The sequence below is a fragment of the Variovorax sp. 01N425 genome (assembly GCF_056399465.1).
Genome location: NZ_JBFTRJ010000003.1, coordinates 266,912 through 292,782 on the forward strand (window position 1 = coordinate 266,912; position 25,871 = coordinate 292,782).

The 25,871-nt window shown below is 67.3% G+C and carries 20 protein-coding genes; 5 read left to right on the forward strand and 15 right to left on the reverse strand.

Annotation, left to right across the window (positions count from 1 at the left end):
• Positions 1-15: 15 nt before the first annotated feature.
• Genes AC1DSC_RS06880 through AC1DSC_RS06890 form a run of 3 tightly spaced genes read right to left on the reverse strand, consistent with a single transcriptional unit; the run spans position 16 to position 7,213 of the window.
• On the reverse strand, positions 16-1,740 hold the full coding sequence (locus AC1DSC_RS06880) for a type I secretion system permease/ATPase (protein WP_018902842.1): 1,725 nt from the start codon (positions 1,738-1,740) through the stop codon (positions 16-18).
• Positions 1,737-3,497: a type I secretion system permease/ATPase gene (locus AC1DSC_RS06885; RefSeq protein WP_038106472.1), complete on the reverse strand. Its 1,761-nt coding sequence runs from the start codon at positions 3,495-3,497 to the stop codon at positions 1,737-1,739. Before AC1DSC_RS06885 ends, AC1DSC_RS06880 begins: the two co-directional genes overlap by 4 nt.
• Positions 3,498-3,526: 29 nt before the next feature.
• On the reverse strand, positions 3,527-7,213 hold the full coding sequence (locus tag AC1DSC_RS06890; RefSeq protein WP_018902844.1) for a DUF5801 repeats-in-toxin domain-containing protein: 3,687 nt from the start codon (positions 7,211-7,213) through the stop codon (positions 3,527-3,529).
• A 575-nt stretch (positions 7,214-7,788) separates the two neighbouring features.
• On the opposite strand from AC1DSC_RS06890, the gene AC1DSC_RS06895 reads away from it, so the two are divergent.
• Positions 7,789-8,532: a helix-turn-helix transcriptional regulator gene (locus tag AC1DSC_RS06895; protein ID WP_018902845.1), complete on the forward strand. Its 744-nt coding sequence runs from the start codon at positions 7,789-7,791 to the stop codon at positions 8,530-8,532.
• 8 nt (positions 8,533-8,540) lie between these two features.
• Here AC1DSC_RS06895 and AC1DSC_RS06900 read toward each other — a convergent pair whose 3' ends face one another.
• On the reverse strand, positions 8,541-9,434 hold the full coding sequence (locus tag AC1DSC_RS06900; protein WP_018902846.1) for a LysR family transcriptional regulator: 894 nt from the start codon (positions 9,432-9,434) through the stop codon (positions 8,541-8,543).
• An 89-nt stretch (positions 9,435-9,523) separates the two neighbouring features.
• On the opposite strand from AC1DSC_RS06900, the gene AC1DSC_RS06905 reads away from it, so the two are divergent.
• On the forward strand, positions 9,524-10,321 hold the full coding sequence (locus tag AC1DSC_RS06905; RefSeq protein ID WP_018902847.1) for an NAD(P)H-dependent oxidoreductase: 798 nt from the start codon (positions 9,524-9,526) through the stop codon (positions 10,319-10,321).
• On the opposite strand, the gene AC1DSC_RS06910 is transcribed toward AC1DSC_RS06905, so the two are convergent.
• From AC1DSC_RS06910 to AC1DSC_RS06935, 6 genes are all read right to left on the reverse strand, one after another.
• Positions 10,318-12,408, reverse strand: a complete 2,091-nt coding sequence (locus tag AC1DSC_RS06910) for an alpha/beta hydrolase domain-containing protein (RefSeq protein ID WP_018902848.1) — start codon at positions 12,406-12,408, stop codon at positions 10,318-10,320. The two genes, AC1DSC_RS06905 and AC1DSC_RS06910, sit on opposite strands and share 4 nt — an antisense overlap.
• A gap of 62 nt (positions 12,409-12,470) precedes the next feature.
• Complete coding sequence (locus AC1DSC_RS06915) at positions 12,471-13,442, reverse strand: Bug family tripartite tricarboxylate transporter substrate binding protein (protein ID WP_018902849.1); 972 nt, start codon at positions 13,440-13,442, stop codon at positions 12,471-12,473.
• Between the two features lie 47 nt (positions 13,443-13,489).
• Positions 13,490-13,858 (reverse strand): AtuA-related protein, encoded by a 369-nt coding sequence (locus AC1DSC_RS06920; protein WP_018902850.1) that lies wholly within the window; start codon positions 13,856-13,858, stop codon positions 13,490-13,492.
• Positions 13,855-15,246 (reverse strand): acyclic terpene utilization AtuA family protein, encoded by a 1,392-nt coding sequence (locus AC1DSC_RS06925; RefSeq protein WP_026283792.1) that lies wholly within the window; start codon positions 15,244-15,246, stop codon positions 13,855-13,857. Before AC1DSC_RS06925 ends, AC1DSC_RS06920 begins: the two co-directional genes overlap by 4 nt.
• An 86-nt stretch (positions 15,247-15,332) precedes the next feature.
• Entirely contained in the window at positions 15,333-16,301 is a 969-nt protein-coding gene (locus tag AC1DSC_RS06930) for a Bug family tripartite tricarboxylate transporter substrate binding protein (RefSeq protein ID WP_018902852.1), read from the reverse strand.
• Between the two features lie 116 nt (positions 16,302-16,417).
• A complete protein-coding gene (locus tag AC1DSC_RS06935; RefSeq protein WP_478131789.1) occupies positions 16,418-16,804 on the reverse strand; it encodes a helicase SNF2 in 387 nt (128 codons plus the stop codon).
• A gap of 480 nt (positions 16,805-17,284) precedes the next feature.
• On the opposite strand from AC1DSC_RS06935, the gene AC1DSC_RS06940 reads away from it, so the two are divergent.
• Together AC1DSC_RS06940 and AC1DSC_RS06945 are read left to right on the forward strand one after the other, a co-directional pair.
• Positions 17,285-18,379 (forward strand): GNAT family N-acetyltransferase, encoded by a 1,095-nt coding sequence (locus AC1DSC_RS06940; RefSeq protein ID WP_018902855.1) that lies wholly within the window; start codon positions 17,285-17,287, stop codon positions 18,377-18,379.
• Positions 18,376-19,227: a PA4780 family RIO1-like protein kinase gene (locus AC1DSC_RS06945; protein ID WP_018902856.1), complete on the forward strand. Its 852-nt coding sequence runs from the start codon at positions 18,376-18,378 to the stop codon at positions 19,225-19,227. The genes AC1DSC_RS06940 and AC1DSC_RS06945 overlap by 4 nt, the downstream gene beginning before the upstream one ends.
• 18 nt (positions 19,228-19,245) lie before the next feature.
• Here the strand turns inward: AC1DSC_RS06945 and AC1DSC_RS06950 are convergent, their stop codons facing one another.
• Both AC1DSC_RS06950 and AC1DSC_RS06955 read right to left on the reverse strand, forming a co-directional pair.
• Entirely contained in the window at positions 19,246-19,632 is a 387-nt protein-coding gene (locus AC1DSC_RS06950) for a DUF1090 family protein (RefSeq protein ID WP_018902857.1), read from the reverse strand.
• A gap of 53 nt (positions 19,633-19,685) precedes the next feature.
• Positions 19,686-21,044: a homoserine dehydrogenase gene (locus tag AC1DSC_RS06955; protein WP_018902858.1), complete on the reverse strand. Its 1,359-nt coding sequence runs from the start codon at positions 21,042-21,044 to the stop codon at positions 19,686-19,688.
• A 392-nt stretch (positions 21,045-21,436) separates the two neighbouring features.
• Between AC1DSC_RS06955 and AC1DSC_RS06960 the strand changes: the two genes are divergently transcribed.
• Positions 21,437-21,841 carry a hypothetical protein gene (locus AC1DSC_RS06960; RefSeq protein ID WP_018902859.1) on the forward strand — a complete coding sequence of 135 codons (405 nt, stop codon included), beginning with the start codon at positions 21,437-21,439 and terminating at the stop codon, positions 21,839-21,841.
• Positions 21,842-21,875: 34 nt separating this feature from the next.
• On the opposite strand, the gene AC1DSC_RS06965 is transcribed toward AC1DSC_RS06960, so the two are convergent.
• The 3 genes from AC1DSC_RS06965 to phbB form a co-directional block, all read right to left on the reverse strand.
• On the reverse strand, positions 21,876-23,573 hold the full coding sequence (locus AC1DSC_RS06965; RefSeq protein ID WP_369664418.1) for a cation:proton antiporter domain-containing protein: 1,698 nt from the start codon (positions 23,571-23,573) through the stop codon (positions 21,876-21,878).
• Between the two features lie 47 nt (positions 23,574-23,620).
• On the reverse strand, positions 23,621-24,964 hold the full coding sequence (locus AC1DSC_RS06970) for a dicarboxylate/amino acid:cation symporter (RefSeq protein WP_012747163.1): 1,344 nt from the start codon (positions 24,962-24,964) through the stop codon (positions 23,621-23,623).
• Between the two features lie 127 nt (positions 24,965-25,091).
• Positions 25,092-25,829, reverse strand: a complete 738-nt coding sequence (phbB, locus tag AC1DSC_RS06975) for an acetoacetyl-CoA reductase (protein ID WP_012747162.1) — start codon at positions 25,827-25,829, stop codon at positions 25,092-25,094.
• Positions 25,830-25,871 lie beyond the last annotated feature (42 nt).

Below are 25,871 nucleotides of genomic sequence, written 5' to 3' on the forward strand. Positions count from 1 at the left end.
GAGGAAAGCGCCGGCTCAAGCCGACTGCACCAGGACCGCCGTTCGCACCGGCGGCTGCGGGCGACGAAGGGATGCGAGCATGGCATCGCGCGGCCCGTCCGCGGCCAGCACGCCGTCCCGCAAGACCATGAGGCGGTCGGCAATCGAAACCGCGCCTTGGCGGTGCGTCACCAGGAACACCGTCTTTCCCTTGGCCTTCAACTGCCGTATGGCGCACACCAATGCGGCCTCCCCGGCGTCGTCGAGGTTGGCATTCGGCTCATCCAGGACGATGAGCGACGGGTCGCCATAGATCGCACGCGCGAGTCCGATGCGCTGCCTCTGCCCGCCAGACAGCAGACTGCCTGCATCGCCGATGGGGGTGTCGTAGCCTTTGGGAAAACGCAGGATCGTCTCGTGCATGCCCGCGCTGCTTGCGGCCTCGATGACCTTGCGCGAGTCGATCTCCCCGAGCCGCGCGATGTTTTCGGCGATGGTGCCGCCGAACAACTCCACGTCCTGCGGCAAATAGCCGATATGCGGCCCCAGTTCCAGGCGGTTCCAGCCGCCGATCGGCTCCCCGTCGAGCAGCACCGCGCCGGAAGACGGGCTCCAGATGCCCACCACCACCTTCGCGAGCGTCGACTTGCCCGAGCCCGAAGGGCCCAGCACCGCAACCACGGTTCCTGCGGGAACCGCAAAAGAAATACCCTGGAGGATCGGCGCCGCGCGGCCGGCGGCCCCTGCAGAGACAGCCTCCAGGCTGATGGTGCCGGTCGGCCGGCCCCGGGAAGGGGGGTGGCCGCGTTCGGGAAATTCGTCCAGCAGCCTTTCGAGACGCTGGAACGCGCTGCGGCAGGAGAAGAAGCCGCGCCATGTGCCGACCAACTGGTCGATCGGCACGAGCGCACGGCTCATCAGCACGTTCGCCGCAATCATGGCGCTTGGCGACAACTGGCCATCGATCACCAGCAGCGCGCCGGCCCCCAATGCGAGCGACTGCTGGCTGTAGCGTATGAACTTGCTCCAGCCGGCAACGCGGTTGATGAGGCCCTGCGCGAGCGCACCCTTGTCCATGGTGGCCGCATGCTGGCGATTCCAGCGCCTTTGCAGATTGGCGACCATGCCCATCGATTCGAGCACCTCGATGTTCCGGAGCTTGTCCTGCAAGTCGCCCGCCGTCTCTCCCGCGGCTTTCAGGACCTCTTCCGACGGCGCGACGGTCTGCCGCTGTCCGAACCAGGCCAGTGCGGCCTGGACCAGCGCGAACCCCAGCGCCAGGATGCCGAGCCAGGGATGAAGAAAGGAGATCACCGCAATGTAGATCGGCGTCCAGGGCGCATCGAAGAGCGCAAAGACGCCGGAGCCGGTGAGAAACTGGCGGATCTGGTTGAGGTCTGCGAACGGCCTGGACTGGCTGGACGCCGACTGGGCCAGATAAGCCAGGAAGCTTCCGTTGAACACCCGCGTGCTCAGTTGCCGGTCGAAGCGCAGGCTGGCCCGGACCAGCAGGCGCGATCGCAGCCATTCCGACAAGGCCAGCGCCATGAACAGGAGCAGCGTGATCAAGGACACCGCGAGCAATGTCAGCTCGCTTTGACTGGACAGCACGCGGTCGAATACCTGCAGCATGTAGAGGGTCGGCGCGAGCATGAGCAGGTTGGCCAGAAAGCTCAGCGACCCGACCAGCAGGAACTCCCTGCGGAACCCCCAGAGCGCGCGTGCCAGTTCGCTGCGGCTGAAGAACGAAGGCTTGTTCATGGCTGCGCGCCCGCTTCTGGCGCGACGCTCGCGGCGTTGGCCGCCTTGCGCACGCGCTCCATCGCCTGCTCGCCGGCTCGCCGCAGCGCGGCCAGCACTTCGTCGCGTGGGCCGAACCCCTGCATCGCGCCGTCGCTCAGCACCAGCATCTTGTCGGCCACGGCCAGCACGCTGGTGCGGTGCGTCATGACGACGAACGTGGTGCCGCGCGCCTTGAGTTTCAGGATGGCGGCCGTCAATGCGGCGTCACCGGCATCGTCGAGGCTCGAGTTCGGTTCGTCGAGCACCACCAGCGCGGGCTCGCCGTAAAGAGCGCGCGCCAGTGCAACCCGCTGCCGCTGGCCGCCCGACAGTGCCGTGCCTTCGCGCCCGACCGGGCTGTCATAGCCCAGCGGAAGGCTCGTGATGCCGGCATGCAGGTCGACGGCCAGCGCAGCCTCCTTGACCTTCGAAGGCCGCACCTCTCCAAAGCGCGCAATGTTCTCGGCCAAGGTGCCTTCGAGCAACTCCACGTCCTGGGGCAGATAGCCGATGTGCGGGCCGAGTTCGGCCTTGTCCCACGCGAACACGTCCGCGCCGTCCAGCCGCACCTTGCCGCTCGCGGCCGGCCAAAGGCCCACGATGAGGCGCGCCAGGGTCGTCTTCCCCGCGGCGGAGGGGCCGACAACTGCAAGCACCTCGCCAGGCAGCAGGCTGAAAGCCACGTTCTTCAAGATGGCCGGGCCGCCGCCCGGAGCGCCCGCGACAAGGCTTTCGACCTGCAGCGCGCCTCTGGGCGGCGGCAGGGCCATCGTCTGCGGCCGCGGCGCGATGGCGCTCAACAGGCTGCCCAGGCGCAGCCATGCATCGCCCGCGTGGACCACCATGCGCCATTGCGCCACCAGCTGCACCAGCGGTGCCAGGGCCCGGCCGCCCAGGATCGAGCCGACAATGATCATCCCGGCATCGCCGTTGAGCTGGTTCTTCAGCAGCAGCCAGGCCCCGAGGCCGAGCAACAGGGAACCCATGGCGACCTGCATGAACTTGCCGACGGCCTGGCAGGCCCCGGCGTTGTCCGAGGCCAGGGCTTCGCGCTGCAGGAAATCGCGCCGCTTGCCCATCCAGCGGCGATGCACGTCCCGCAGCATGCCCATCGACTCGATCACCTGCGAATTTCGCAGCGCCGCATCCGCATACTGCTGCGCCTCGATCGCGCATCGATTGGCCGCCACCAGCGGCGGACGCGTGTTCCGGTCGTTGAGCCAGCCGACGAACACCTGCAGCAGCGAGCCCACCACGGCCGACCAGCCCAGCACGGGGCTGATGGCGAACATCAGCCCCATGAAGACCAGAGCCACCGGCGCTTCCATCAGCGCCAGCAGCGGCGGTGAATACAGGAATTCGCGCAAGGTGCGAAGGTCGTTGAGCGGCTGCACGGTGCCGCCCGGCAAGCGCTTGAGGCCGGCTTCGAAGATGGCGGCGAAGACGCGATTGCGCAGCCTCTGATCGAGCTTCTGCCCAGCCCGGTACATCACCTCGGCGCGCGCCCAGTCGAGCACTTCCATCAGGCCGTAGGCGGCCAGGACCAGCAGCGTCAGCATGGCCAGCGTGAGCGTGCTGCGGCTGTTCACGACCCGCCCGTACACCTCGAGCATGTACGCGCTAGGCGCCAGCAGGAGAAGGCCCGAGCACACGCTGAACCAGGCCGCCCGCACGAAGCAGGCGTTGAGCGCTGTCACCGCCCCGCGCAGTTCGCCAGACTTTTCCTGAGGTTTCATGGCACCTCGCAGATTCGACAATCGATACCCTAGACGGCCTCCGTCTGCTGGGTGGGTGTGCCGATCAGGTTGGCCACGCCATCGATCTCCAGGTGGACACCAAAGTCGAAGTTCGCGTAGTCGGCATCGCCGTCGATCACCTGGCCGGTAAAGTTCAGGTCCACGTCCGAATTGATGGTCGCCGATGTGATCACGTCGATCTTGATGATCTTGAACACGTCGTTGTCCGACGTATCTGCATAGTTCATCCCGGTCGCCGTCAGGTTCACCGAGCCGTGGGTACTCAGGCTGATGCCCGTGCCGGTGATGTCTTCGGTGCTGCTCATGACCTGCACGCCCGCGATCTTGTAGTGGGCGCTGTCGTAGTCGTCCGTGCCGATGCTGACGATCTTCATGCCTCCTGCGGCGGACTGGTAGTCCGTCGCAGCGTTGGCAACGAGCAGCGTGGTCATCGAGACGCTGCTGTCCGTCTTGCTGACCAGCTTCAGCATGACGGCCACGTCTTCGCCGTCCGTGATCTGATCGATCGTGATGTTCAATCCGTCTGCGTAGGCCTTGTCCGTGCCGACGACGGTGGCGTTGGGCCGCTGCGGCGGACTCGTCAGGTTGGGATCGCTCACCGGATTCGACCTGTAGAAGTCGAAGTTCAGCAACTCGCCGGCCTGGACGGTGTCGGAGTTCACACCAAGCGTGTTGGTCGCGACATTGACAAAGCCGGCGCTCACGCTGTTGAAGGTTTCGCCCGCCGTATATGCGTGATCGGTGCCTGACACCAGGTCGCTGGTGTCGCTTGGAGGCGTGGCAGCCCTGGCGGACAGCACGCCGAAGAAGTCGCTGCTGTACTGCTGGACCACGATCTCCGGCGAGTTGTTGCCTTCCGTGTCGTAGTTGAAGGAGGTCAGCGGCGCACTCGTGGAGAACGTCGTCTGTCCACCGAAGACCTGGTCCAGGTCGAAGGTGAAAGTGCCGTCCGTCTTGTTGAAGATGACCGTGCCGGTTGCCGCCTGCGTCGTCGTCGACGTCGGCCCGGGGTAGTAGTTGAAGCTGAAGTTGTAGGTGACCGTCGTGGCGTCTTCGGCAAAGTGCGCGACGGCCGCATCGGTGATGGGGCGCCCGCCGGCGGTCGTTCCCGTGAGGCTGTTGAGCACGATGCCGTCGATCGACGCGTTGTCCACGTCGTCCGCGCCCACGGAGAAGTTGTAGGTGCCGGCAATGGGCTGGGCGTCGTTCGCTCCGGTGAGGTCCGAGATGGCGGTCACCGTCGGGCCGTGGTCGTCGAACTTGATGTTGGCGCCGATGTTGAGCACCTTCGAATCGCTGGCGGTGTCGCCGTCCCCGTCGGTGACCGTCACCGTGTTGGTCAAGGTGACCAGCGTGTCGGCCAGCGTGGCCTGCTGGGCCGCGTAGTTGGAACCCGCGCCCGGCAGCGCGTGGTCGATTTCCGCAAACTGCCGCAAGGTCACCGAACCAGTCGCGCTCACCGCCAGGTCGAAGATGGTGTTGTCCGCCGTGATGGCGCCCGCGGCGGCGGCCGTCGAACCGATGACATTCCCGCCCACCAGGTACAGCTTGATGGAGACGGCGTCGCTCGTGAGTCCGGATGCTCCGCCCGGCGCGGACAGGCCGAGCGCAAAGGCCGAACCGGTGGTGCCCGGCCCGTCGGCGCCGTAGCTGCTCGATGTGACGCCGAAGGCCGTCGCGAAGTTCTGCGTGTCGGAGTCGGTGGCTGCGCCGATGGTCTGGGCGTCCTGCGTGTTGAGCAGGATGGTGTCGGTGGGCGTTGCCAGCACGACCGAGGGGCCGTGGTCATCGAACTTGATGTTGCCGCCGATGTTGAGCGCCTTGGAATCGCTCGCGGTATCGCCGTCCTGGTCGGTGATCGTCACCGTATCGCTGAGCGTGACAAGGTCGTCGGCCATCGTGGCCTGCTGGGCCGCGTAGTTCGACGAGGACCCCGGAAGCGCGTGGTCGATTTCCGAGAACTGCTGCAGCGTCACCGAACCGCTTGCGCTCACGGCCAGGTCGAAAATAGTGTTGGTCGCAAGAATGCCGGCTTCGGTGCCGGAGGTCGAGCCAATGACCTTGCCGCTCACCAGATACAGGTAGATGGTCGCGCCATCGCTCTTGAGGCCTGAGTCCCCACCTTGCGTTTTCACGCCGAGCGCGAAGGCCGCGTCGGTGGAGCCCGCTCCATCGGCGCCATAGCTGCTCGACGCCGTGCCGAAGGCGGTCGCGAAGTTCGTGTTGGCGGAGTCGGTGTTGGCTCCGATGGTGTCGGCGTCCTGCGTGTTGACCAGCGCGGTGTCGGTGGGCGTCGCCAGCACGATGGACGGCCCGTCGTCCTCGAAATTCATCGTCGAGCCGACCTCTGCCGTTGCGGAGGAGACCTGCAGCAGCCTGAACCCCCCGATGTCGAAGTCGGCGTGGGTGTTGCCCGATGCATTGAGGGCCGCCCCGTTTTCGATGAGTACGCGGTTGTGGTCGGCCGACGTCGTGTACTCGATGGATTGGCCGGCCTTGACGCCGGTGATCGTCGCAACGCCGCCGGTAATGCTGATGCCGATGGCCGAACTCACTCCGCCCTCGGCGCCGTTCGCGAAGGTTTCGTAGACCGCCCCGGTCACGGAGTCGAGTACGCGCACGCTCGTGATCGAGATCACCGTGTCGCCCGCATAGCCATCGACGAAGCTGGTGCCGGACTCGACCGCCGTGCTGTACGCGCTGATCTTGACCTGGGCACTCTTTCCGCTTTGCAACTGCACAACGTCAAAGTCGGCGGTCCTCGCACCGAACATGCCGGTGAAGTCGATGTTCGACTCCAGATCGGCTTCGTTCTGGTCCAGGTTCGGGATGGTGACATCGGCCTTGGCGCCGGTCACGAACGTGAAGCGGATGCCTTCCTGCTCGGTGATCATCTGGCTGTTGGTGCCGAACGTGGTCGGTCCGCCGGCCTTGCTGGTGTTGATCGTGTCTCCGGTGCTGATGTTGATGTCGTCATGGGTGTCGGCTGCATCGGCCCCGGACTGATTGGCCGGGTCCTTTCCGGTCGCGATGATCGTCACGTCGGAAATGCGGCCGTTGACGATGGTCGGGTTCTCCTTCGTGAACATCAGGAACAGGTTCTGGCCGGATGGCGCACCTTCGAGATTGAACTCCGCATCCTGGCTGACGCTCACGAAGACCTTGTTCAGCAGGTTGACTGAATCGTCGGCGTTGGCCGGATCGGGGTTCGATATCGCTTCATACTGGACCATCCAGATCTTGGCGCCCGACACCGGGGTTCCCGTTTCCTCCAGGTAGGCGGCAAACACGATGACACCGGCGCTGGTCTTTCCCAGGACGATGTTGTTGTTGGCCGTATCGGTGAACAGGAAGATGTCTTCGCCATCGGCGGTGTTGAGACCGCTGTCCAGGCCATTGAGCGGAGCGCCCGTCGAGCCGGTGAACGAAAGATCGGTGACCGTGCCGGTTGCGGTGAACGTGAATGCGTTGGCGCCGGTGCTGCTCCCCCCCGCATAGCCGCTCAAGGCGGCTTTGGTTGGAGCCGCCGCACCCAGGGTGCTCAGGCGGCTGCTGAAAGCGGTCGGCAGCGAGCTTGCGAGGATGTCATTGTCGTTAGCGTCTTGCGCAGGTGCGGGGGTAGCGACAGAGTTCTGCAGCCCGGCGGATTCATCCAGGGTGACGGTCGAGATGGCCGTCGTGATCAGCACAGACATAAACGCTCCTCGAGTTAGGAAAAATACGGCCGACGGAGAACCGCGCAACTCGAAACGGGCCGCGCTTGCTGGCAATGGAGCAGGTTCACTTATCAGCAAAGGGGAGACGATGCTGAACCGCGGGCCCGCGCACTGTCCATAGTTCGAAAGTTGTCACCCATAGGGTGACGCGCCGCGCCGCCATCGCGGCCTGGACCGCCGCATACATCTCGATACCTTGCAACGCCCAGGAATCATTCCGAACAATCGTGTAACCCTTTATCATTAATTTAAGGGTGCAACGAACAGGCATCCCGGGGGAAAACATGGAACATGTCCCACGCTCGTCTGCGGGGCTTGGCTCCGCCTGGAACGCGGATCCGCGGCCCTCGACGCCAGACCCTCGCCCGCTGCCGCCATTCGCGCCGAGCGCACCGCGGACATCGAAATGCTTTCATCCCGTTCGCGTGGAGAGCCCATCTCTTTCGCCGCATGCGTTCGCAACCCGCGTTCCGGTTCTGATTGCATGTTGTCCGAGCTGCGCATCAACGCTGCTGGGACTGGACCTGTTGGCGTCGAGGCACCGTCCCGAGCGGATGTACAGCGTCGAACATGCGCAGATGAACAGCATCTGCGACCTGGAAGCCTGTTGCCGCCAGCAGGCGCCTCGCCTGCTGCTGGTGGACATCGCGCTTCTTTCCCCGGAAGGGATCGGCAAGCTGGGCGATCTGCGCCGCCACTTCCCAGCCACCGACTGGCTTCTTGGCTGGGAGCAGCCCTCGGCGAAGGGCCTGGATGCGGCGATCCGGATCCAGGCGCGCGGCTGCGTCGAATGGGAAGCGAGCGCGGAGCAGTTCGCGCAATCGCTCGATGCCGTGCTGGCAGGGATCCTGGGCTTTCCGGGGCCGGTATTGCAGGCACTCTATCTTTCCGTGCTGCGATGGACTGTGGCGGGCGGGCGTCCGGCATCGGGTTCGACGCCGCCTGCAATCCGGCTGACAGCGCGGGAGGACGAGGTGCTGTCGCTGATGCACCGGGACTTGTCCAACAAGCAAATCGCCGAGCAACTCGGGATCAGCGTCAACACGGTCAAGAAGCACCTCGCCCATGTGTTCGCGAAGCAGGGCCAGCACAGCCGCCGCTGGCATCTCGCCCGGCCCGGGCTCGCCGAGCCGGTTCTGGAGAGGTTCATCCCGCAGCGCGAACCGGCAGCCCCGCCATACCCGGCCGACAGGCCTGGCCAGTTGGCTCGGATTGCCTATCGCCTCGAGGGCGCAGGCGCTTCGCCCCTTGCCTGCCCTGCCGGGCAGTCCGATGTCCTCAGGGCTCAGGCCAAGTAGCCCGGCGCCTACAGGCTCGCCGCAATCCGCTCCCGCAGCCAGCGATGCCCCGGGTCGCGATGGCGCCGCTCGTGCCACAGCATCGCCATCTCGTAGCCCGGCACTTCCAGCGGCGCCTCCACCACGCGCAGCCCCGGCGCGCCGCGCGCCAGCCGCTCTGGCAGCATCGCAACCATGTCGGTGCTCGCCAGCACCGACATCATGAAAAGGAAATGCGGCACCGAGAGCGCCACGCGCCGCGCGAGCCCCTGCTGCGCCAGCGCATCGTCCGTGGGCCCGGCAAAGCCGCCGCCGCCGAGCGACACCACCACATGCTCCAGCGCGCAGAACTGCGCAAGCGTGGGCCGGCGCTTCAGGCGCGGATGGCCGGTGCGCCCGGCGAGCACATAGCGCTCGTTGAACAGCACGCGCCGGTGCAGCCCGGACGGCGCGCCCACGCTGGTGTGGAAGAACAGGTCGATCTCGCCCTGCTCCAGCTGCCGCGCCATGCGCGAGGGCACCGCCTCCACCACGGCCAGCCGCGTGTGGGGCGCGGCCGCGCGCAGACCGGCGAGCGCCGGCAGCAGGATCGCCGACTCGGCATAGTCGGCCGCGGCCACGCGCCAGGTGGTGGTCGCCTCGGCGGGGTCGAAGGGTTTGGTGGGCGCCACCGCGCGGCCCAATGATTCGAGCGCTTCGCGCAGCGGCTCGCGCAATTCGTCGGCGCGCGCGGTGGGCCGCATGCCGCGCTGCGCGGGCACCAGAAGCGGATCGCTGAACACCTCGCGCAGCCGGGCGAGCTGCACACTCACCGAGGGCTGCGAGAGGTTCAGGCGCTCGGCGGCACGGGTCACGCTGCGTTCGGCCAGCAGCACGTCGAGCGTGAGCAGCAGGTTGAGGTCGAGCCGCTTGAAATTGTCCATCGCTATTCCTGGAATTCTGAATATTCATTTCCAATATAGCTCGACGAGGCCTAACCTGCCTGCATCTTCATCCGACGAACCATGCAGCCATGAAAATCCTTCTTGTCCATGCCCATCCCGAAGCCCGTTCACTCAACGGCTCGCTCAAACAGTTCATGCGCGAACGTCTCGTGCAGGCCGGGCACGAGGTGCAGGTGTCCGACCTGTACGCCATGCAATGGAAGGCGACCTTGGCCGCCGACGACTTCGCGCATCTCGAGCCCGGCGCACCCTTCGACCCCATCGCCGATTCCCAGCGCGCCTTCGAGGCCGGCACCCAGCGCGAGGAAGTCGCCGCCGAGCAGGCCAAGCTGCTCTGGGCTGACACCGTGATCTTCCAGTTTCCGCTGTGGTGGTACACGATGCCGGCCATCCTCAAGGGCTGGGTCGACCGCGTCTACGCCTACGGCTTTGCCTACGGCGTGGGCGAGCATTCCGACAGGCACTGGGGCGACCGCTTCGGCCAGGGCGTGATGGCCGGCAAGCGCGCCATGCTGGTGGTCACGACCGGCGGCTGGGCCTCGCACTACAGCGCGCGCGGCATCAACGGGCCGATGGACGACCTGCTGTTCCCGATCCACCACGGCATTCTCTACTACCCCGGCTTCGAGGTGCTGCCGCCCTACGTGGTGTACCGCACCGGCAAGGTCGATGCCGCGGCCTACGCGCGCATCACCGAAGAACTGGGCCGCCGGCTCGATACGCTCGCAACCACCGAGCCGATCCCGTTCCGCCCGCAGAACGCCGGCGACTACGAGATTCCCGCGCTCACACTGCGGGGCGACATCGCACCGGGCGAGGCGGGCTTCGCGGTGCACGCCGCGCCGGCCGGCAGGAACTCGGGCTAAGGCAGCACCGGATTCGCCGCCGCGTTGGCAATGGCCGCATCCGCATCGGCGCGCAGCATGAAGCGCCTGGCGACGAGGTCGTTGGCGGCGGCAGTCAGGGCCGCGAGGTAGCCGGCCTGGTCGGTGTAGCGCTCCTGCAGCGAGGGCCGCGGATCGCCGCTGCCCGAACGCTCGACCGCCGTCTTCGCAAACGGAAAGTACGCGCCGAACAAGCCTGCCAGGTCGATGGTGCCCGGCTTGCTGGTGTAGTTCCAGCCGGTGTTGGTGCCCACCGGCACCGCCACGTCGAGGCTGCGGATGCCCGCGATGTCGTTGCCGTCGGCATCCACCTGCGGCACGAGGATGGCGTAGTCGCGGCCGAGGTATGCAGGCGGCACCTGCGTGGCAATGCCGCTCTCGTCTTGCGGCCGGTAGTTCGGCCCCCAGTCGAGCAGCGAATAGGTGTTGACCAGGCCCGTGTAGTTCGCGCCCGGAATGGCCGGAAACTTCAGCTGCTGCGGGCGCACCAGCGTGGCGTCGGCCAGCTTGGGCACCTGGCTGTCGGGCGGCGTGGCGCCCTTGACGACCCAGTCTTCCAGGTTCTGGTAGAGCGCGCGCACCACCGGCACCACGCCGGCGTTCGCATTGGTGGTATAGAGCGCCCCGGCGCTCGCGCCCGGCAGCGAGGGCAGGCCCAGCAGGTGGTGCGTGCTCGCGTAGTAGTAGATGCGCGCGTTGTCCGGCTGCACGAGGTCGGCCGTGCCCCAGGCGTCGGTCAAAAGCGGCGAGCCCTGCAGCACATAGAACTCCGTGCCGCTGATGCCGATGAAGAGCTTGGGGCAGGTGCCGCTCGCCTCGCAGCGCGACAGGATGCCGCCGCGGCGCTGCGCCACGTCGTCCACGTAGTCCTTCGAGAGGCCGCGCGTGCCGGCCTGGCCGAAGGCCGTGTGGTCGGTGCGCACGCCTCCGCCGCCGCCCGGGATCGCGAAGCGCATGTTGATGTTGGTCTGCCGCGCCGCGATCTGCGCGAACACGCCGTCGAACACCTTGCGCCCCGCGAGGTCCTGGTTGAAGCCCAGGTGCACGAAGGTCTTCATGAAGTTGCCGCACTGCGACACGCCCGAGGCAATGGTGTTCCTGATGGCGGCCGCCACCGGGTTGGCGGTGCCCGCGGCATCGCTCGCCTCGCGGTGGAAGAAGGCGATCATGTCGCGCACCGCGGCAAGGCCCAGGCCCATGACCTTCGGGTCCTTCGCGACGTAGACCAGCTCGTACATGTAGGCCGGATCCCATTTGTCGCGCAGGCACACGTTCGTCTCGTCGGGCGTGCCGGGGAACGGTGCGGCGGCGCTGCACTTGGCAAACTTCCAGTCGCTCGCGGGAATGAGCTGGCGCGCATCGGCTTCGTTGATGCGCCGCGTGAGCACGTAGCCGGGTTGCGTGTTGTCCAGGCTCGCGGTCGCATAGGCCTGCATGGCCGCGTTGAACGGCCCGCCGGGCAGCGGCAGCGAATCGTTGCTTGCCGCCGTGGGCAGCAGCTCGGCGCGGTAGGTGCCGGTGATGCTGCTGCCGTCTGCATTGCGGGCCACGGGCACCTTGAGCGTGAGCTTGCCCGCCGCGGCCGGCACATCGCCCTGCCAGGCCGCCGTGAGGAACACGTAGCCGCGCGATGCAAAGTACGGATCGAGGTTGACGATGTTGCCGCGGTTCGGCGCGTCGTAGCGCAGCACGCCGCTGGCCTTGCCCATGTCCTTGGGCTTGAAGAGCACGAAGTCGGAGCTGTACTCGACCTTGCCGTTGGCATTGAGCGGCGCGAGCGACAGGTCCTGGATGATGGCGTTGCGCGCATCCTTCGGATCGACCTCGCCCGTGAAGGTGCCGGTGATCTTCTCGTAGGCGCCGACGCTGCCGAAGGTGCCGGCCACGTCCTCGGTCTTCGAGATCGCGAGCTTGAACTTGGGCGCTTCGGCAGTTGCCGGCGGCGGCGTGGTTGCGGCCGGCGGCGGCAGCACGAAGCCACCGCCCCCTCCACCGCCGCTTCCGCCGCATGCGCTCAGGAAAAGGGCGGCCGAAGCCACCGTGGCAGCCAACAGGCTCCAGCGTTTCATGGTTTGTCTCCTTCGTTGGGGTGTCTGCGCGGTGCCGATCTCCGCTGCGGCCGGTGCGCGCCCTACTCGGCTTCGATGCCGGCGGCCTTCACGATGCGGCCCCACTTCTGCGACTCGGCCGTCTGGAACCTGGCGAGCTCTTCGGGCGAGGTGGTGAACACCTCGGTGCCGGTGGGCTCGTAGAAAGCCGTCTTCGCGGACGCGCTCTTCGCGGCCTTCACCAGCAGTTCGTTGAGCCGCTTGACCACGGCCGGCGGCGTCTTCGCGGGCGCGTAGGCCGCGAACCAGTAGCCCATCTCGTAGCCCTTCACGCCGGCTTCCGAGATGGTGGGCACGTCGGGTGCAAGCAGCGAACGCGCGGCGCTCGAAACGCCCAATGCGCGCAGCTTGCCGGCCTTGACCTGCGGCAGGCCGGTGGCCGCGTCGGTGATCATCATGTGGATCTGGCCGCCCAGCAGGTCGGTGACGGCGAGCGTGTTGCTCTTGTAGGGCACGTGCAGCAGCTTGATGTCGGCCATCTGCTGCAGCAGCTCGCCCGCCATGCGGCTGGACGAACTGCCGCTGCCGAAGCTGTACTTGCCCGGCTCCTTCTTCGCGAGCGCCACGAACTCGGCCACGCTCTTGGCAGGGAACGATGGGTTCACCACCATGATCTGCCCGCCCTTGCCGAGCGCGGTGACGGGCGCGAAGTCTTTCACCGGGTCGTACGGCAGCTTCTTGAACAGGTGCTCGTTGGCGGCATGCGTGGTGTTGGTGGTGATCAGCACGGTGTAGCCATCGGCCGCGGCCTTGGCCACCTGCTGCGAGGCGATGAAGCCGCTGGCGCCGGCCTTGTTGTCGATCACCACGGGCTGCTTCGTTTCGGCCGTGATGCTGTTGCCCAGCGCACGCGCGATCTGGTCGGTGGCGGTGCCGGCCGCAAAGGGCACGACGAAGGTGATGGGCTTTTCCGGGAAGGCCTGCTGCTGTGCGTGGCCCAGCAGCGGCACCAGGGCCAGCGCGGCGGCCGAAAGGGTGAGGGAACGTCGTTTCATTGTTTTGTCTCCGGATGGATGGCTGGTAAAAAAATGGATGGCTGCCGCTACGGCCCCGCCAGCAGCGGCACGAGCGCGCGCGGCACGCGGATGGGCATGTCGAGCAGCAGGAAAGACAGCGCCTTGCCGTGCGCATCGAGGTTCAGCGCATCGTTGACGCCGCCGTCGAGCACCGCGTCGAGCACGAAGTTCATCGCATGCAGCCGGGGCAGCAGGAAGCGCTGCACCCGCGCCGGTGCGCGGTGGCGGAACTGCATCGACACGCGCTCGGGCGTGAGCTGCTCGGCCAGCAAGGCATACAGATCGGGATGCCAGGCGATCACGCTGATGTTGGAGCGGTCGCCCTTGTCGCCGGTGCGGCCGTGGGCCGCGCGGTAGAGCGGCACTTCGATCATCTCGTCGGTCGGTGTGTTCATGCCAGGGCCTCCGCGCCGAGCAGTTCGAAGCGCACCGGCACCGCTTCGCGCGGCAGCAGGCACGACAGGGTGTTGAGCCGCGGCGTGAGCGCGGTGCGCACGCCGCCGCCGCCCGCGGGTCCGCAGGTGTAGAGCGCCATGACCTCGCGCGCCAGGCGCTCGGCCTGCGCGCGCTCCGCATGCGTGGCCGCCACGCGCAGGCGCACGTCGCGCAGGCCCGTGTCGGGCGTGTCCGCGAGCATGCGGCCGGCGTCGTCGCCCAGGATGCTCAGCGCGCCGATCAGGTCCACGCGCAGCGCCAGCCCGTCGAGCCGCTTGCGCAGCACCTCGGCCGCGAGCCGGGCGCGCGCCTCGGCACGCGGCCCCGCGTAGGAAATTTCGCCCTCGGCGAGCCAGCCGCCTTCATGGCAGACATTGACCTTGTAATGGCTCGGCCGCGCGTGGCCGCGCACGCCGGAGAGTTCGACGCGGTCCTCGCCGGGCAGCGCGCGCACTTCGGCTTCTGCGATGTCGGCCACCACGTCGGGCGTGAGGTAGGCGCTCGGGTCGTGCACTTCGTAGAGCAGCTGTTCCTTCACGGTGGCTTCGCTCACGAGGCCGCCGGTGCCGTCAGCCTTGCCGATGGTGCATTGGCCGTCGGCATCGATCTCCGCAATCGGGAAACCCACGTTGTCGAGCCCCGGCACGTCCTTGTAGCCCGGGTCGGCGAAATAGCCGCCGCACACCTGCGCGCCGCATTCGAGCAGGTGGCCTGCCATGGTGGCGCGGCCCAGCCGGTGCCAGTCGTCGGCGCGCCAGCCGAAGTGCGACATGGCGGGGCCAACCGCAAGCGAAGGGTCGGCCACGCGGCCGCACACCACGATCTGCGCGCCGGCGTCGAGCGCGGCGGCAATCGGCTCGGCGCCGATGTAGGCATTGGCGCTGACGATGCGCAGGCCCTCCATCTGCGCGCCCAGCGTTTCATGCAAGAGCGCGCGGTGCGAAGGGCCCGAAAGATCGTCGCCTTCCACCACCGCGATGCGCGGCGCATCGGCGCCCAGTTCGCGCGCCATGCGGGCGATGTGGCGGGCCGCGGCGCGGGGGTTGGCCGCGCCGAAGTTGCTCACGATGCGGATGCCGTGCGCGAGGCTGCGCGCCAGCACGGGCCGCAGCATGGCGTCGAGCAAGGGCTCGTAGCCGGCGTCGGGGTTGTCGCGGCGGCGCAGTTGGGCGAGCGCGAGCGTGCGTTCGGCCAGCGTCTCGAAGATCAGGAAGGCACGCTGGCCGGCCGGGCCGCCGGCGAGCCGCGCGATCAGCGTGTCGACCACCTGCCCCGCCGCATCGGTGCGGTCGCCGGAAAAGCCGGCCGCGCAGCCGATCAGCAGTGGGGGCGGTGCATTGGCATTCATCGAGGCGGACTTTAGGCAGCCCGCCGTCATCCGTAAAATCGAAAATTCGGATCAATTGATCTGAATTCCAGATCGCCCGAAAAATCTCACTGGTCGAGCCGGATGCCACGCCTGGCGATGATCGCGCCCCATTTGCGGCCCTCGCTGTCGATGAACGAGCCGAACTCCTCGGCGGAGCCGCCGCCCGCCACCAGGCCCTGGTTGGCCAGCAGTTCACGCACGGCGGGCTCCTGCAGCACCGTGTTCACATCGGCATTGATGCGGCGAACCACCTCGGGCGGCGTGCCGCTCGCGGTGAAGAGGCCGTTCCACGCCAGCGACTCGAAGCCCGGATAGCCCGACTCCGCCACGGTGGGCAGGTCCTTCATGAGCTCGGAGCGCTTCGCGCTCGTGACCGCGAGCAGCTTGATGCGCTTGCCCTGCACGAGCGGCAGCAGCGCCGGTGCCACGGTGAACAGCGCCTGCGTGTCGCCGGCCGCCACCGAAAGGCCCGCCGGCGGCGATCCGGCATAGGGCACGTGCACCGCCTCGATGCCGGCCACGCTGCGAAACAGCTCCATCGTCAGGTGCGATGAACTCCCCGCGCCCACCGACGCATAGCTGAACGGGTGGCCCTGCTTCTTCGCCCACGCGACGAATTCCGGCAGCGTGTTGGCAGGGTTGCCGGCCTGCACCGCCAGCACGTTGGGCTGCGAGGTGGTGAGCACGATCGGCACCAGGTCGCGTGCGGGCGCATACGGCATGCGGCTGTACATGTAGGGGCCGAAGGCGATCGGCCCGTTGAAGCCGATGCCCAGCGTATGGCCATCGCCCGGCGCCTTGGCCACGGCGTCCATGCCGATCAGGCCGCCCGCACCGGCCTTGGTCTCGATCACGATGGGCTGCTTCCACAGGGGGCGTAGCCGGTCGGCCAGCGTGCGCGCGATCAGGTCGAGCGAACTGCCGGCGGGCGCGGGAACGATCAGGCGTACGGGCTTGGTCGGCCACTCCTGGGCGGAGGCGGCCATTGCCGATGCGCAGGCAAGGAGGAATGCGGCGAGCTTGCTCTTGTTCATTTCGAATCTCTGCTTGGGCCCGCCACCTTACATCGGCCAGGTGCGGCGCCGGCCGGCGCTCCACGCAAAAAAGCCGGGCCCGCTTTCGCAGGCCCGGCCTTCTTGCCTTTCTGCAACTACAGCGGCAGCGCATTGCCGCGTGCGGCGGCATAGGCTTCGGCCCGCACCGTTGCGCGGTCCACCGCACCGGCGACGATCGGCGTGGTGCCCGAGGAGGCCGCTTCGGCGTACGGGTCCGGTGCGCGTGCGGCGGCCACCGCTTCGGCACGCACGGTGTCGCGGTTGTTCATGGCGACCGGCGGATGCTTCGGGCCGGCATCGACACCCGTGGCATAGGGATTGCCAATGCGTGCGGCCACCACGGCCCCGGCAGCCACGTTGGCGCGGCTCTCGGCGGTGGTCAGGGGATGGACGCCTTCATAGGTTTCGGCATGGGCGGCGCCGGCGGCGGCAGCGAGGGCCAGTGCGATGGCAGAAAGACGCTTGGCGTTGGAGATGGTCATTCGGATTTCCTTCGATTCAATGATTGGATGGAGGGAGGCTGCGAACCGTTCTTGCTTTTTGGGCTGGTCCGTGAAATCGATTTTGCGATGGCATCCAGGTACAACCTCATGGCGCACGCAATCCCGGCAATCGCGACGTGGAAACAGCCGGCCGCCCTTTGAAGCGATGCGCGAAAGCTGATAGCGATCGGGTCGCGCAGAGGCGCCCATGCCACGCGGCACTTCACAGGCCGCGGCAAGGCCGCTACATTCGACGCCTCGACAAACAACCCGGATCGGAGGTGCGCGATGGAAGACACAGCTATTCATTGCTCCACGATCGGCCGGTTTGTCGGTTCTTCGAAGAGTTGCTGATACAGCCAATTCGACCCTTGCGGCGCTTCCTGGCCGCAACCGCAAACCGCCCGAGATTCAAACGCCGCCGCCGGCAAGCAGTTGCCGGCCGCGATCTGTCCGTTTCCAGAATCCTCAAGGCTCACCATGCTTGAAACCCGCGCCGCGCATCCGCGGCCGTTTTCGATATCCGTTTTCGATCCCCATCAGGCGTCCACCGAAAGCTGGGAGAAGTTCCATCGCTATTGGCAGCTTCGCACCGAGGAAGACCACCCCGGCGAGCGCCGCATCCCCAGCGCCGACACCGAGCGCGCGCTGCGTGAGCACCTGCCGCTGCTGGCCTTCCACCGGGTCCTCGCGAGTTGCGAAGGCGAGTTCATCGGCAGCCTCACGCTGAGCTTTCGCCGCGAAGGCTCGCCGGACCATGCCGCCTTCGCGCCCTATCTCGATGCCTGGGGCGGTGTACTGCGGCCGCACCGGCGGCGCGGCGTGGCCAGCGCACTGCTGCGCGTGCTGCTCGGCTTCATGGAAGCGCAAGGCAAGACCACGGCCAGCATCAAGGCCCACTTGCCCGAAGGGCATGCGTTTCTCGCAGCCATCGGCGCGATCGAGAAGCACCGCGCCGTCGAGAACCGGGCCGCCTTCGATGCACTGCCGTGGGACGAACTCGCCCGCTGGCAATCGCAGGCATTCGCCGCCGGCGGGGGCTTGCGCGCCGAAATCCACGCCGGCCGCGTGCCCTTCGAGCGCCTGGCCAGCCTGATCGCGCCCTTCTCGGCGCTCATCAACGACGCGCCCACCAATGCGCTGGACATGCCGCGCATGCGCTACGAGCTCGAGAACTACCGCACCTGGTATGCCGACATGTCGCAGCGCGGCGGAGAGCACTTTCTGGTGCTGCTGCTCGACGGCGACGAGGTGGCCGCCATGTGCGACGCCAGCTGGGACCAGCGCTTTCCGGACCGCATGTACCAGCAGCTGACGGCCGTGGCGCCGCGCTGGCGCGGCAAGGGCCTGGCCAAGGGCGTGAAGGCCTCCATGCTGGCGCTGGTACGCGAGCGCCACCCGGAGGTCGCCACCGTCATCACCAGCAACGCCGAGGTCAACGCGCCGATGCTCTCCATCAACCACCGGTTGGGCTTCGCGCCGCACAGGCATGATGCGGTCTACCAGATCGGCCCGGAAAGCCTGAGGGCCTTCCTCTCGACCCGCCCGCTGGATCCGATGGAGCGGTACCAATGAAAGCACCACCACGACTGCAGTCGCTGGTCGACGAAGGCCTGATCGACACGGTGGTCCGCCAGCTGATGAGCGGCAAGGAAGCCATGGTCTACGTGGTGCGCTGCGGCGAGGAGACGCGCTGCGCCAAGGTCTACAAGGAAGCCGACAAGCGCAGCTTCCGCCAGGCCGTCGACTACACCGAGAACCGCCGCGTGCGCAATTCGCGCGAAACGCGCGCCATGGCCAAGGGCACGCGCTTCGGCCGCCAGGTGACCGAGGCCATCTGGCAAAGCGCCGAGGTCGATGCGCTCTACCGCCTGGCGGCGGCCGGCGTGCGCGTGCCCGTTCCCTACAACTTCCTGGAAGGCGTGCTGCTGATGGAGCTGGTGACCGATGCCAACGGCGATGCGGCCCCGCGCCTGAACGACGTGGCCTTCACGCGCGAGGAAGCCGTGCAGCACCACGCCAGCCTGCTGAAGGAGGTGGTGCGCATGCTGTGCGCGGGCGTGGTGCACGGCGACCTGTCGGAATTCAACGTGCTGCTCGCGGCCGACGGCCCGGTGGTGATCGACCTGCCGCAGGCGGTGGATGCGGCGGGCAACAACCACGCGAAGCGCATGCTGCTGCGCGACGTGGAGAACCTGCGCAACTTCTTCGGCCAGTTCGCGCCGGAGCTCCTGGGCACGCACTACGGCGACGAGATCTGGCACCTGTACGAGCGCGGCCTGCTGCGCGTCGAGTCGGTGCTGAGCGGCACGCATGCGCGCGACACCGGCCCCGTCGACCTGGGCAACGTGCTGCGCGAGGTGGACGACGCGCGCCAGGAAGAAGCGGCGCGGCGCCTGCGCATGCAGCTGCCCAGGCTCTGACGCGGACCGGCGCGGCCGTCAGGGCCGTTCGTTCTTGAGCTCGCGCAGCTGCGCCTCGGCATGTTCGAGCTCGGCCCGCAGCGCGCGGACGTCGTGCTCCAGCTTGTCGATGCGCGCCGCGCGGCTTTGCGGCGGCTCCGATGCCCGGCAGCGCGCCCGCAGCGCGTCCAGGTTCTCGGCGAGCTGCCGGCGGCGCAGCATCTGGCCCCTGGAGCGGGCCAGGTCCATGTCGTGCTCCAGCGCGGCCTCTTCCGCTTCGCAGGATGAAGCGGCGCCCTCCGCCGGCTCCGCGGCCTGGGCGAATGCGGGTGCGGCCAGCGCCAGCGCCATGCCCAGGAACCAGCGCTCCATGCGCAGTTCGCGCCGCATCCATCGAAGAAGGCCACCATGCCAGGCGAAATCCATTGCACCCACTCCGTTCCATCGGCCTGCCAATGCATGCCGTGGCGCATTCTGTCTCAGGCCAGCGCCTCCACGCACAGCGCCGTGACCTTTCCTGCGACCGAGGGATGCGCCTGAAGCGCATGCAGCGCCAGGTCCATCGTGCCCTGCCGCACCGGCTGCGTGAGCACCAGCAGCTGTGCGCCCATGCCGGGCTGCGCAGCCGCCAGCGCCACCTGCTGCACCGGCACCTGCTGCCCCGCCAGCCAGCCCGACACCGCCTCGATCTGGCTGGCGGCTTGCACGGGGATGCGCAGGTAGTGCGCGCCGCATGCCTCGGCGCGGGGCAGCGCCGGCAACGCGCTCATCGCGTGCGCATGAAAGCCCAGGTGCGGCACGCGCTGTGCGGCATGGGTGCCGTCCAGCCGCGCCACATCGACCAGGTCGGCAATCACCGCCGATGCGGTCTGTTCGGAGCCGGCGCCCGCGCCGTAGTACATCGTCACGCCGGACGCATCGCCCTTGACCATCACGGCATTCATCGACCCGCTCACATGCGCCATCAGGTGCGATGCGGGCACCAGCGCGGGCTGCACGCGCAGCTCCACGCCCTCCTCCCGGCGCCGCGCCACACCCAGCAGCTTGATGCGGTAGCCCAGCTGCTCGGCAGAGGCCACGTCCACCCGCTCGAGTGCCGTGATGCCTTGCACCTGCACATCGGCAAGCCGCACGGTGGTGCCGAAGGCATTGGCGGCCAGCAGCGTGAGCTTGTGCGCGGCGTCGATGCCTTCGATGTCGAAGGCCGGATCGGCCTCCGCATAGCCGAGCGCCTGGGCCTGCGCGAGCGCGGCTGCGAAGTCCAGGCCTTCATCCCTCATCTTGCTCAGGATGAAGTTGGTGGTGCCGTTGATGATGCCCGCCACCCACTCGATGCGGTTGGCCGCGAGGCCCTCGCGCAGCGCCTTGACAATGGGAATGCTCACCGCCACCGCGCCCTCGTAGGCCACGGCCACCCCATGCCGCCGGGCCGCGGCAAAGATCTCGGCGCCATGCACCGCCAGCAGGGCCTTGTTGGCCGTGACCACGTGCTTGCCGTGCGCGATGGCGGCCAGCACCCATTCGCGCGCCGGGCCGGTGCCGCCGGCCACTTCCACCACCACGTCGACATCGGGATGGGTGGCCACGCGCAGCGGGTCGTCCGTGAGCGGAACATCCGCGCCCACGATGGCGGCGGCGCGCACCAGGTTGCGCGCGGCCACCATCACCAGCTCGATGGGCCGGCCCGCCCGGCCCGCGATCTCGGCCTGGTTGCGCGCCAGCACCCGGAATGTGCCCGAGCCGACGGTGCCGATGCCGATCATCCCCACGCGCAGCGCACGGATGGCCGCGGGGCGGCTGGGCAGGGGTTCGAGGGACTGGACTGGATCGCGGTACATGGACATCTCCGGATGAAAAACAAGAAACCCAGCTGCCAGAGCTGGGTTTCATTCATTCGGGGAAGAAGAGCGATACACCAGGTGGCTGCCGAAACGGCCACCTGCGCGTGCTCAGGTGGCCGCGGTGGTAATGGTGGTAATCATTCGTGCAACCAATGACCCCTCCGCCCGCGCGAAGGCAGGCGGCATCATGCGGGCCATGGAGGCTGCGCAGACGGTGGAGGGGAAGGATTGGCACGGCATGAAGCCGCCAGTGTACAGGAGCGGGCCGGACCCGCTTCGACGGCTGGCGCGCCCAGCCTGCGGAATTTCGGGGAGCAGGCCTACAGCAGGCGTGCGGCCGCAGGCCTAGTGTGCTGGGCAAAGAACTGCATCATCCAGGAGGCAGCATCATGAAGAATTTCGTTCTGGAGCCCCGCATGCGCTCGAGCATCGGCGGCGCTTTCTACCCCACAGGCTACTCGATGGTGATGTTCCCGAGCACGGAGGACGCCAACCGCATCGGCCACAAGCTGATCGAGAACGGCGTGAGCGGCGACGAGATCTACCTGCTTCCCGCGGCCACGATCCTGGAGGAGATCTCGCCCACCGTGAGGGAAGCCGACGAGCCGCTGCCGTCGGCCGGCACCGACGCGGCCACCGTGCGTGCCTACACCAAGCTGGCGCGCGAAGGCCATGCCGGCCTCCTGGTCAGAACGAAGCACGAAGAGGACGCCAACCGCCTGATGGAACTGGTGCGCACCGTGCCCTATTCGATCGCGCAGCGCTATCGCACGCTGGTCATCGAAGACCTTTGACCCAAACCCTCTGCTCGATCGATCCGCCGGCGGCTCAGGCGGCCGCCGCTGCGCGCCGCACCACGTCGCGCGCCATGGCCTGCGCGAGTTCCTGTTCGCCCAGGAAGACCGTGGCGGCCATCTCGCGCGTCAGCAGCCCGGCTTCTTCCTCGTTGTGGCTGCGGATCACGGTTTCGATGGCCGGATTGAGGGTGCGGGCGGTTTCCATCATCTGCCGCACGTTCATGGCGTCCGGGATGGCCACCACCAGCACGCGGGCACGCGCGATGTGCGCCTGGATCAGCACGGCCGGATCGGCCGCGTCGCCCCAGACGGCCGCCACGCCGGCCTCGCGCAGCTTCTCCACCAGCTCGCGGTTCTGCTCCGCCACCACGTAGGGAATGTCGTGCGCCTCCAGTTCGGACGCGATGCGGCGCCCGACGCGGCCATAGCCCACCAGCACCACCTGCCTGGACAGGTAACGGGCTTCGGTGGTGGTCGGCAGTTCGGCCAGCGGATGGTCGTGCGATTCGAGGCTGCGCGCCGCCGGGAAGCGGCCGTGCAGCCATTTCTCGATCGGTGCGACCAGGCTGAACCACAGCGGATTGGTGGCAATGGAAATCAGTGCGCCGGCCAGGATCAGGCTCTGCCCCTCCACCGGCAGCAGGCCGAGCGAGACGCCGAGCCCCGCAAGAATGAACGAGAACTCCCCGATCTGCGCAAGGCTCGCGCTCACGGTGAGCGCCGTGCCCAGCGGATAGCGGAACGCCAGCACCAGCGCGCAGGCGGCCAGCGACTTGCCCAGCACGATCACGCCCACCACCGCCAGCACCTGCAGCGGCCGCTCGACGAGCACCGAGGGATCGAAGAGCATGCCCACCGACACGAAGAACAGCACCGCGAAGGCATCGCGCAGCGGCAGCGACTCCTGCGCCGCGCGGTGGCTGAATTCGGATTCGCGCATCACCATGCCCGCGAAGAAAGCGCCCAGCGCAAACGACACGCCGAACAGCGCCGCCGACGCAAAGGCGATGCTGACCGCCGCCGCGATCACGCACAGCGTGAACAGCTCGCGCGAGCCGGTGCGCGTGACCTGCCAGAGAATCCAAGGAAACGCGCGCCGCCCCACCACCAGCATCAGCGCCACGAACCCGCCCACCTGCAGCAGCGTGACGCCGAGCGTCTGCCACAGCGGATCGGCGTTGGCCGAATCGCCCGCCTGGCCGCCCAGCGCCCCCGCGAGCGGCGGCATCAGCACCAGGACCAGCACCATGGCGAGGTCCTCGACCACCAGCCAGCCGACCGCGATGCGCCCGGTGAACGAATCGAGAATGCCCAGGCTCTCGAGCGCGCGCAGCAGCACGACCGTGCTTGCCACCGACAGCGCCAGGCCGAAGACCAGCGCCTCGCCCCACGACCAGTCCCACCAGAGCGCCAGTGCACCGCCCAGCACCGTGGCCACCGCGATCTGCGCGAGTGCGCCCGGCAGCGCGATCTTGCGCACCGCCAGCAGGTCGTCGAGCGAAAAATGCAGGCCCACGCCGAACATCAGCAGCATCACGCCGATCTCGGCCAGCTGCGCCGCAATGCCCGCATCGGCCACGAAGCCCGGCGTGAACGGCCCGATGATCACGCCCGCGAGCAGGTAGCCCACCAGCGCCGGCAGCCGCAGCCGCAGCGCCAGGAAACCCAGCACGAGCGCCAGCCCCAGGCCGGCGGCAATCGTGTTGATCAGGGAAACGCTGTGGGGCATTGCTCCATTTTGCAGGAACGATGCGCCCCTCTGGCTTCACACGGGCATCAATCGGCCATCTTTGCGATGCGTGCGCCTTCGAGCACTTCGGGCTCCTGCGACTCGACCCAGCTCTCGTTGTTGAGCCCGGCGTGCAGCCGCTCGGTGTCGAGCTCGTTGGTCCACTTGGCCACCACGATGGTGGCCACGCCGTTGCCGATCAGGTTGGTCAGCGCACGCGCCTCCGACATGAAGCGGTCGATGCCCAGGATCAGCGCCAGGCCCGCCACCGGCACATGGCCCACGGCCGACAGCGTGGCCGCCAGCACGATGAAGCCGCTGCCCGTGACGCCCGCCGCGCCCTTGGAGGTGAGCAGCAGCACGGCCAGCAGCGTGATCTCCTGCATCAGCGTCATCGGCGTGTTGGTGGCCTGCGCAATGAACACGGCCGCCATCGTGAGGTAGATGGAGGTGCCGTCGAGGTTGAAGGAGTAGCCAGTGGGAATCACCAGGCCCACGCAGGTCTTGTTGGCGCCCAGGTTTTCCATCTTCTCCATCATGCGCGGCAGCACCGACTCGGAGGACGAGGTGCCCAGCACGATCAGCAGCTCTTCCTTGATGTACTTGATGAACTTCCAGATGCTGAAGCCGTGGAAGCGCGCAATGAGCCCGAGCACCACGAAGATGAACAAGAGGCAGGTCAGGTAGAAGGTGCCCATCAGCTTGCCGAGCGAGAACAGGCTGCCCAGGCCGTACTTGCCGATGGTGAAGGCCATCGCGCCGAAGGCGCCGATGGGCGCCAGCTTCATGATGTAGCCCACGATCACGAAGAGCACGTGCGAGCCCTTCTCGATCACGTCGAACACCAGCGTGCCGCGCCCGCCGAAGCGGTGCAGCGCAAAGCCGAACAGCACCGCGATCAGCAGCACCTGCAGGATCTCGCCCTTGGCGAAGGCGTCGACCAGCGTGCTGGGAATGACGTTGAGCAGGAAGTCGACCGTGCCCGTCATCTTGCCCGGGCCGGTATAGGACGCGAGCGCCTTGGTGTCGAGCGTGGACGGGTCGATGTTCATGCCCGCGCCGGGCTTGAGCAGGTTGACCAGCACGAGGCCCACCACCAGTGCGATGGAGCTCACGATTTCGAAGTACAGGAGCGCCAGCCCGCCGGTCTTGCCGACCTTCTTCATGTCTTCCATGCCCGCGATGCCCACCACCACGGTGCAGAAGATGATCGGCGCGATGATCATCTTGATGAGCTTGATGAAGCCATCGCCCAGCGGCTTCATGGCCTCGCCCAGCGCCGGCTGGAAGTGGCCGAGCAGCACGCCGATGATCACCGCCGTGATCACCTGCACGTAGAGCGAACGATAGAGCGGGAGCTTTCTGGTGGGTGTGATTGTTGTGTCTGCCATGTTGCCTCCGGAGGGGTTGGAAACTGTAGAACCGAATCGACCGCTTCTCTGATACGTAGAAGCCACATCGCAGAAATGAAAAAACCCGCCTCGGCGGGTCTTTTCGATCAGCTTCTCGTCAGCATGATCAGTGCATGTGCAGGCCGCCGTTGACCGAGAAGTCGGCGCCCGTGCTGTAGCCGCCCTCGTCGGTGGCAAGCCACGCGATGATGGAAGCAATTTCGCTCGGCTCGCCCAGGCGCTTGACCGGAATGGTGGCCACGATCTTGTCGAGCACTTCCTGGCGGATGGCCTTGACCATGTCGGTGCCGATGTAGCCCGGGCTCACGGTGTTGACCGTGACGCCCTTGCTCGCCAGCTCCTGCGCCAGCGCCATCGTGAAGCCGTGCATGCCGGCCTTGGCCGCCGAATAGTTGGTCTGCCCCGCCTGGCCCTTGGCGCCATTGACCGAGCTGATGTTGATGATGCGGCCCCAGCCCTTCTCGACCATGTCGCCCACCACCTGCTTGGTGACGTTGAACATGCTGTTGAGGTTGGTCTCGATGACCGCGCTCCAGTCCTCGGGCGTCATTTTCAGGAACATGCGGTCCCGCGTGATGCCGGCGTTGTTGACCAGCACGTCGATGGGACCGTGCGCTGCCTTGGCGGCCGAAAAGGCCTCGACGGTGGACTGCCAGTCGCCGACATTGCCGACCGACGCATGGAACTCGAAGCCCAAGGCCTTCTGCTCGGCCAGCCATTTGGCATGATCGCGCGTGGGGCCGCAGCCTGCGACGACAGTGAAGCCGTCCTTGTGAAGGCGTTGGCAGATGGCTGTTCCGATGCCACCCATGCCCCCGGTGACATATGCAACTTTCTTGCTCATGATTTTTTCCTTGATGTGTGCGAAAAGCCTGAACGGCCGCCT

Excerpts from the sequence above, each read along its gene's own strand:
- AC1DSC_RS06880 (WP_018902842.1), bottom strand. The coding sequence starts at position 1,740 with ATGAACAAGCCTTCGTTCTTCAGCCGCAGCGAACTGGCACGCGCGCTC.
- AC1DSC_RS06885 (WP_038106472.1), bottom strand. The coding sequence starts at position 3,497 with ATGAAACCTCAGGAAAAGTCTGGCGAACTGCGCGGGGCGGTGACAGCG.
- AC1DSC_RS06890 (WP_018902844.1), bottom strand. The coding sequence starts at position 7,213 with ATGTCTGTGCTGATCACGACGGCCATCTCGACCGTCACCCTGGATGAA.
- AC1DSC_RS06895 (WP_018902845.1), top strand. The coding sequence starts at position 7,789 with ATGTACAGCGTCGAACATGCGCAGATGAACAGCATCTGCGACCTGGAA.
- AC1DSC_RS06900 (WP_018902846.1), bottom strand. The coding sequence starts at position 9,434 with ATGGACAATTTCAAGCGGCTCGACCTCAACCTGCTGCTCACGCTCGAC.
- AC1DSC_RS06905 (WP_018902847.1), top strand. The coding sequence starts at position 9,524 with ATGAAAATCCTTCTTGTCCATGCCCATCCCGAAGCCCGTTCACTCAAC.
- AC1DSC_RS06910 (WP_018902848.1), bottom strand. The coding sequence starts at position 12,408 with ATGAAACGCTGGAGCCTGTTGGCTGCCACGGTGGCTTCGGCCGCCCTT.
- AC1DSC_RS06915 (WP_018902849.1), bottom strand. The coding sequence starts at position 13,442 with ATGAAACGACGTTCCCTCACCCTTTCGGCCGCCGCGCTGGCCCTGGTG.
- AC1DSC_RS06920 (WP_018902850.1), bottom strand. The coding sequence starts at position 13,858 with ATGAACACACCGACCGACGAGATGATCGAAGTGCCGCTCTACCGCGCG.
- AC1DSC_RS06925 (WP_026283792.1), bottom strand. The coding sequence starts at position 15,246 with ATGAATGCCAATGCACCGCCCCCACTGCTGATCGGCTGCGCGGCCGGC.
- AC1DSC_RS06930 (WP_018902852.1), bottom strand. The coding sequence starts at position 16,301 with ATGAACAAGAGCAAGCTCGCCGCATTCCTCCTTGCCTGCGCATCGGCA.
- AC1DSC_RS06935 (WP_478131789.1), bottom strand. The coding sequence starts at position 16,804 with ATGACCATCTCCAACGCCAAGCGTCTTTCTGCCATCGCACTGGCCCTC.
- AC1DSC_RS06940 (WP_018902855.1), top strand. The coding sequence starts at position 17,285 with ATGCTTGAAACCCGCGCCGCGCATCCGCGGCCGTTTTCGATATCCGTT.
- AC1DSC_RS06945 (WP_018902856.1), top strand. The coding sequence starts at position 18,376 with ATGAAAGCACCACCACGACTGCAGTCGCTGGTCGACGAAGGCCTGATC.
- AC1DSC_RS06950 (WP_018902857.1), bottom strand. The coding sequence starts at position 19,632 with ATGGATTTCGCCTGGCATGGTGGCCTTCTTCGATGGATGCGGCGCGAA.
- AC1DSC_RS06955 (WP_018902858.1), bottom strand. The coding sequence starts at position 21,044 with ATGTACCGCGATCCAGTCCAGTCCCTCGAACCCCTGCCCAGCCGCCCC.
- AC1DSC_RS06960 (WP_018902859.1), top strand. The coding sequence starts at position 21,437 with ATGAAGAATTTCGTTCTGGAGCCCCGCATGCGCTCGAGCATCGGCGGC.
- AC1DSC_RS06965 (WP_369664418.1), bottom strand. The coding sequence starts at position 23,573 with ATGCCCCACAGCGTTTCCCTGATCAACACGATTGCCGCCGGCCTGGGG.
- AC1DSC_RS06970 (WP_012747163.1), bottom strand. The coding sequence starts at position 24,964 with ATGGCAGACACAACAATCACACCCACCAGAAAGCTCCCGCTCTATCGT.
- phbB (WP_012747162.1), bottom strand. The coding sequence starts at position 25,829 with ATGAGCAAGAAAGTTGCATATGTCACCGGGGGCATGGGTGGCATCGGA.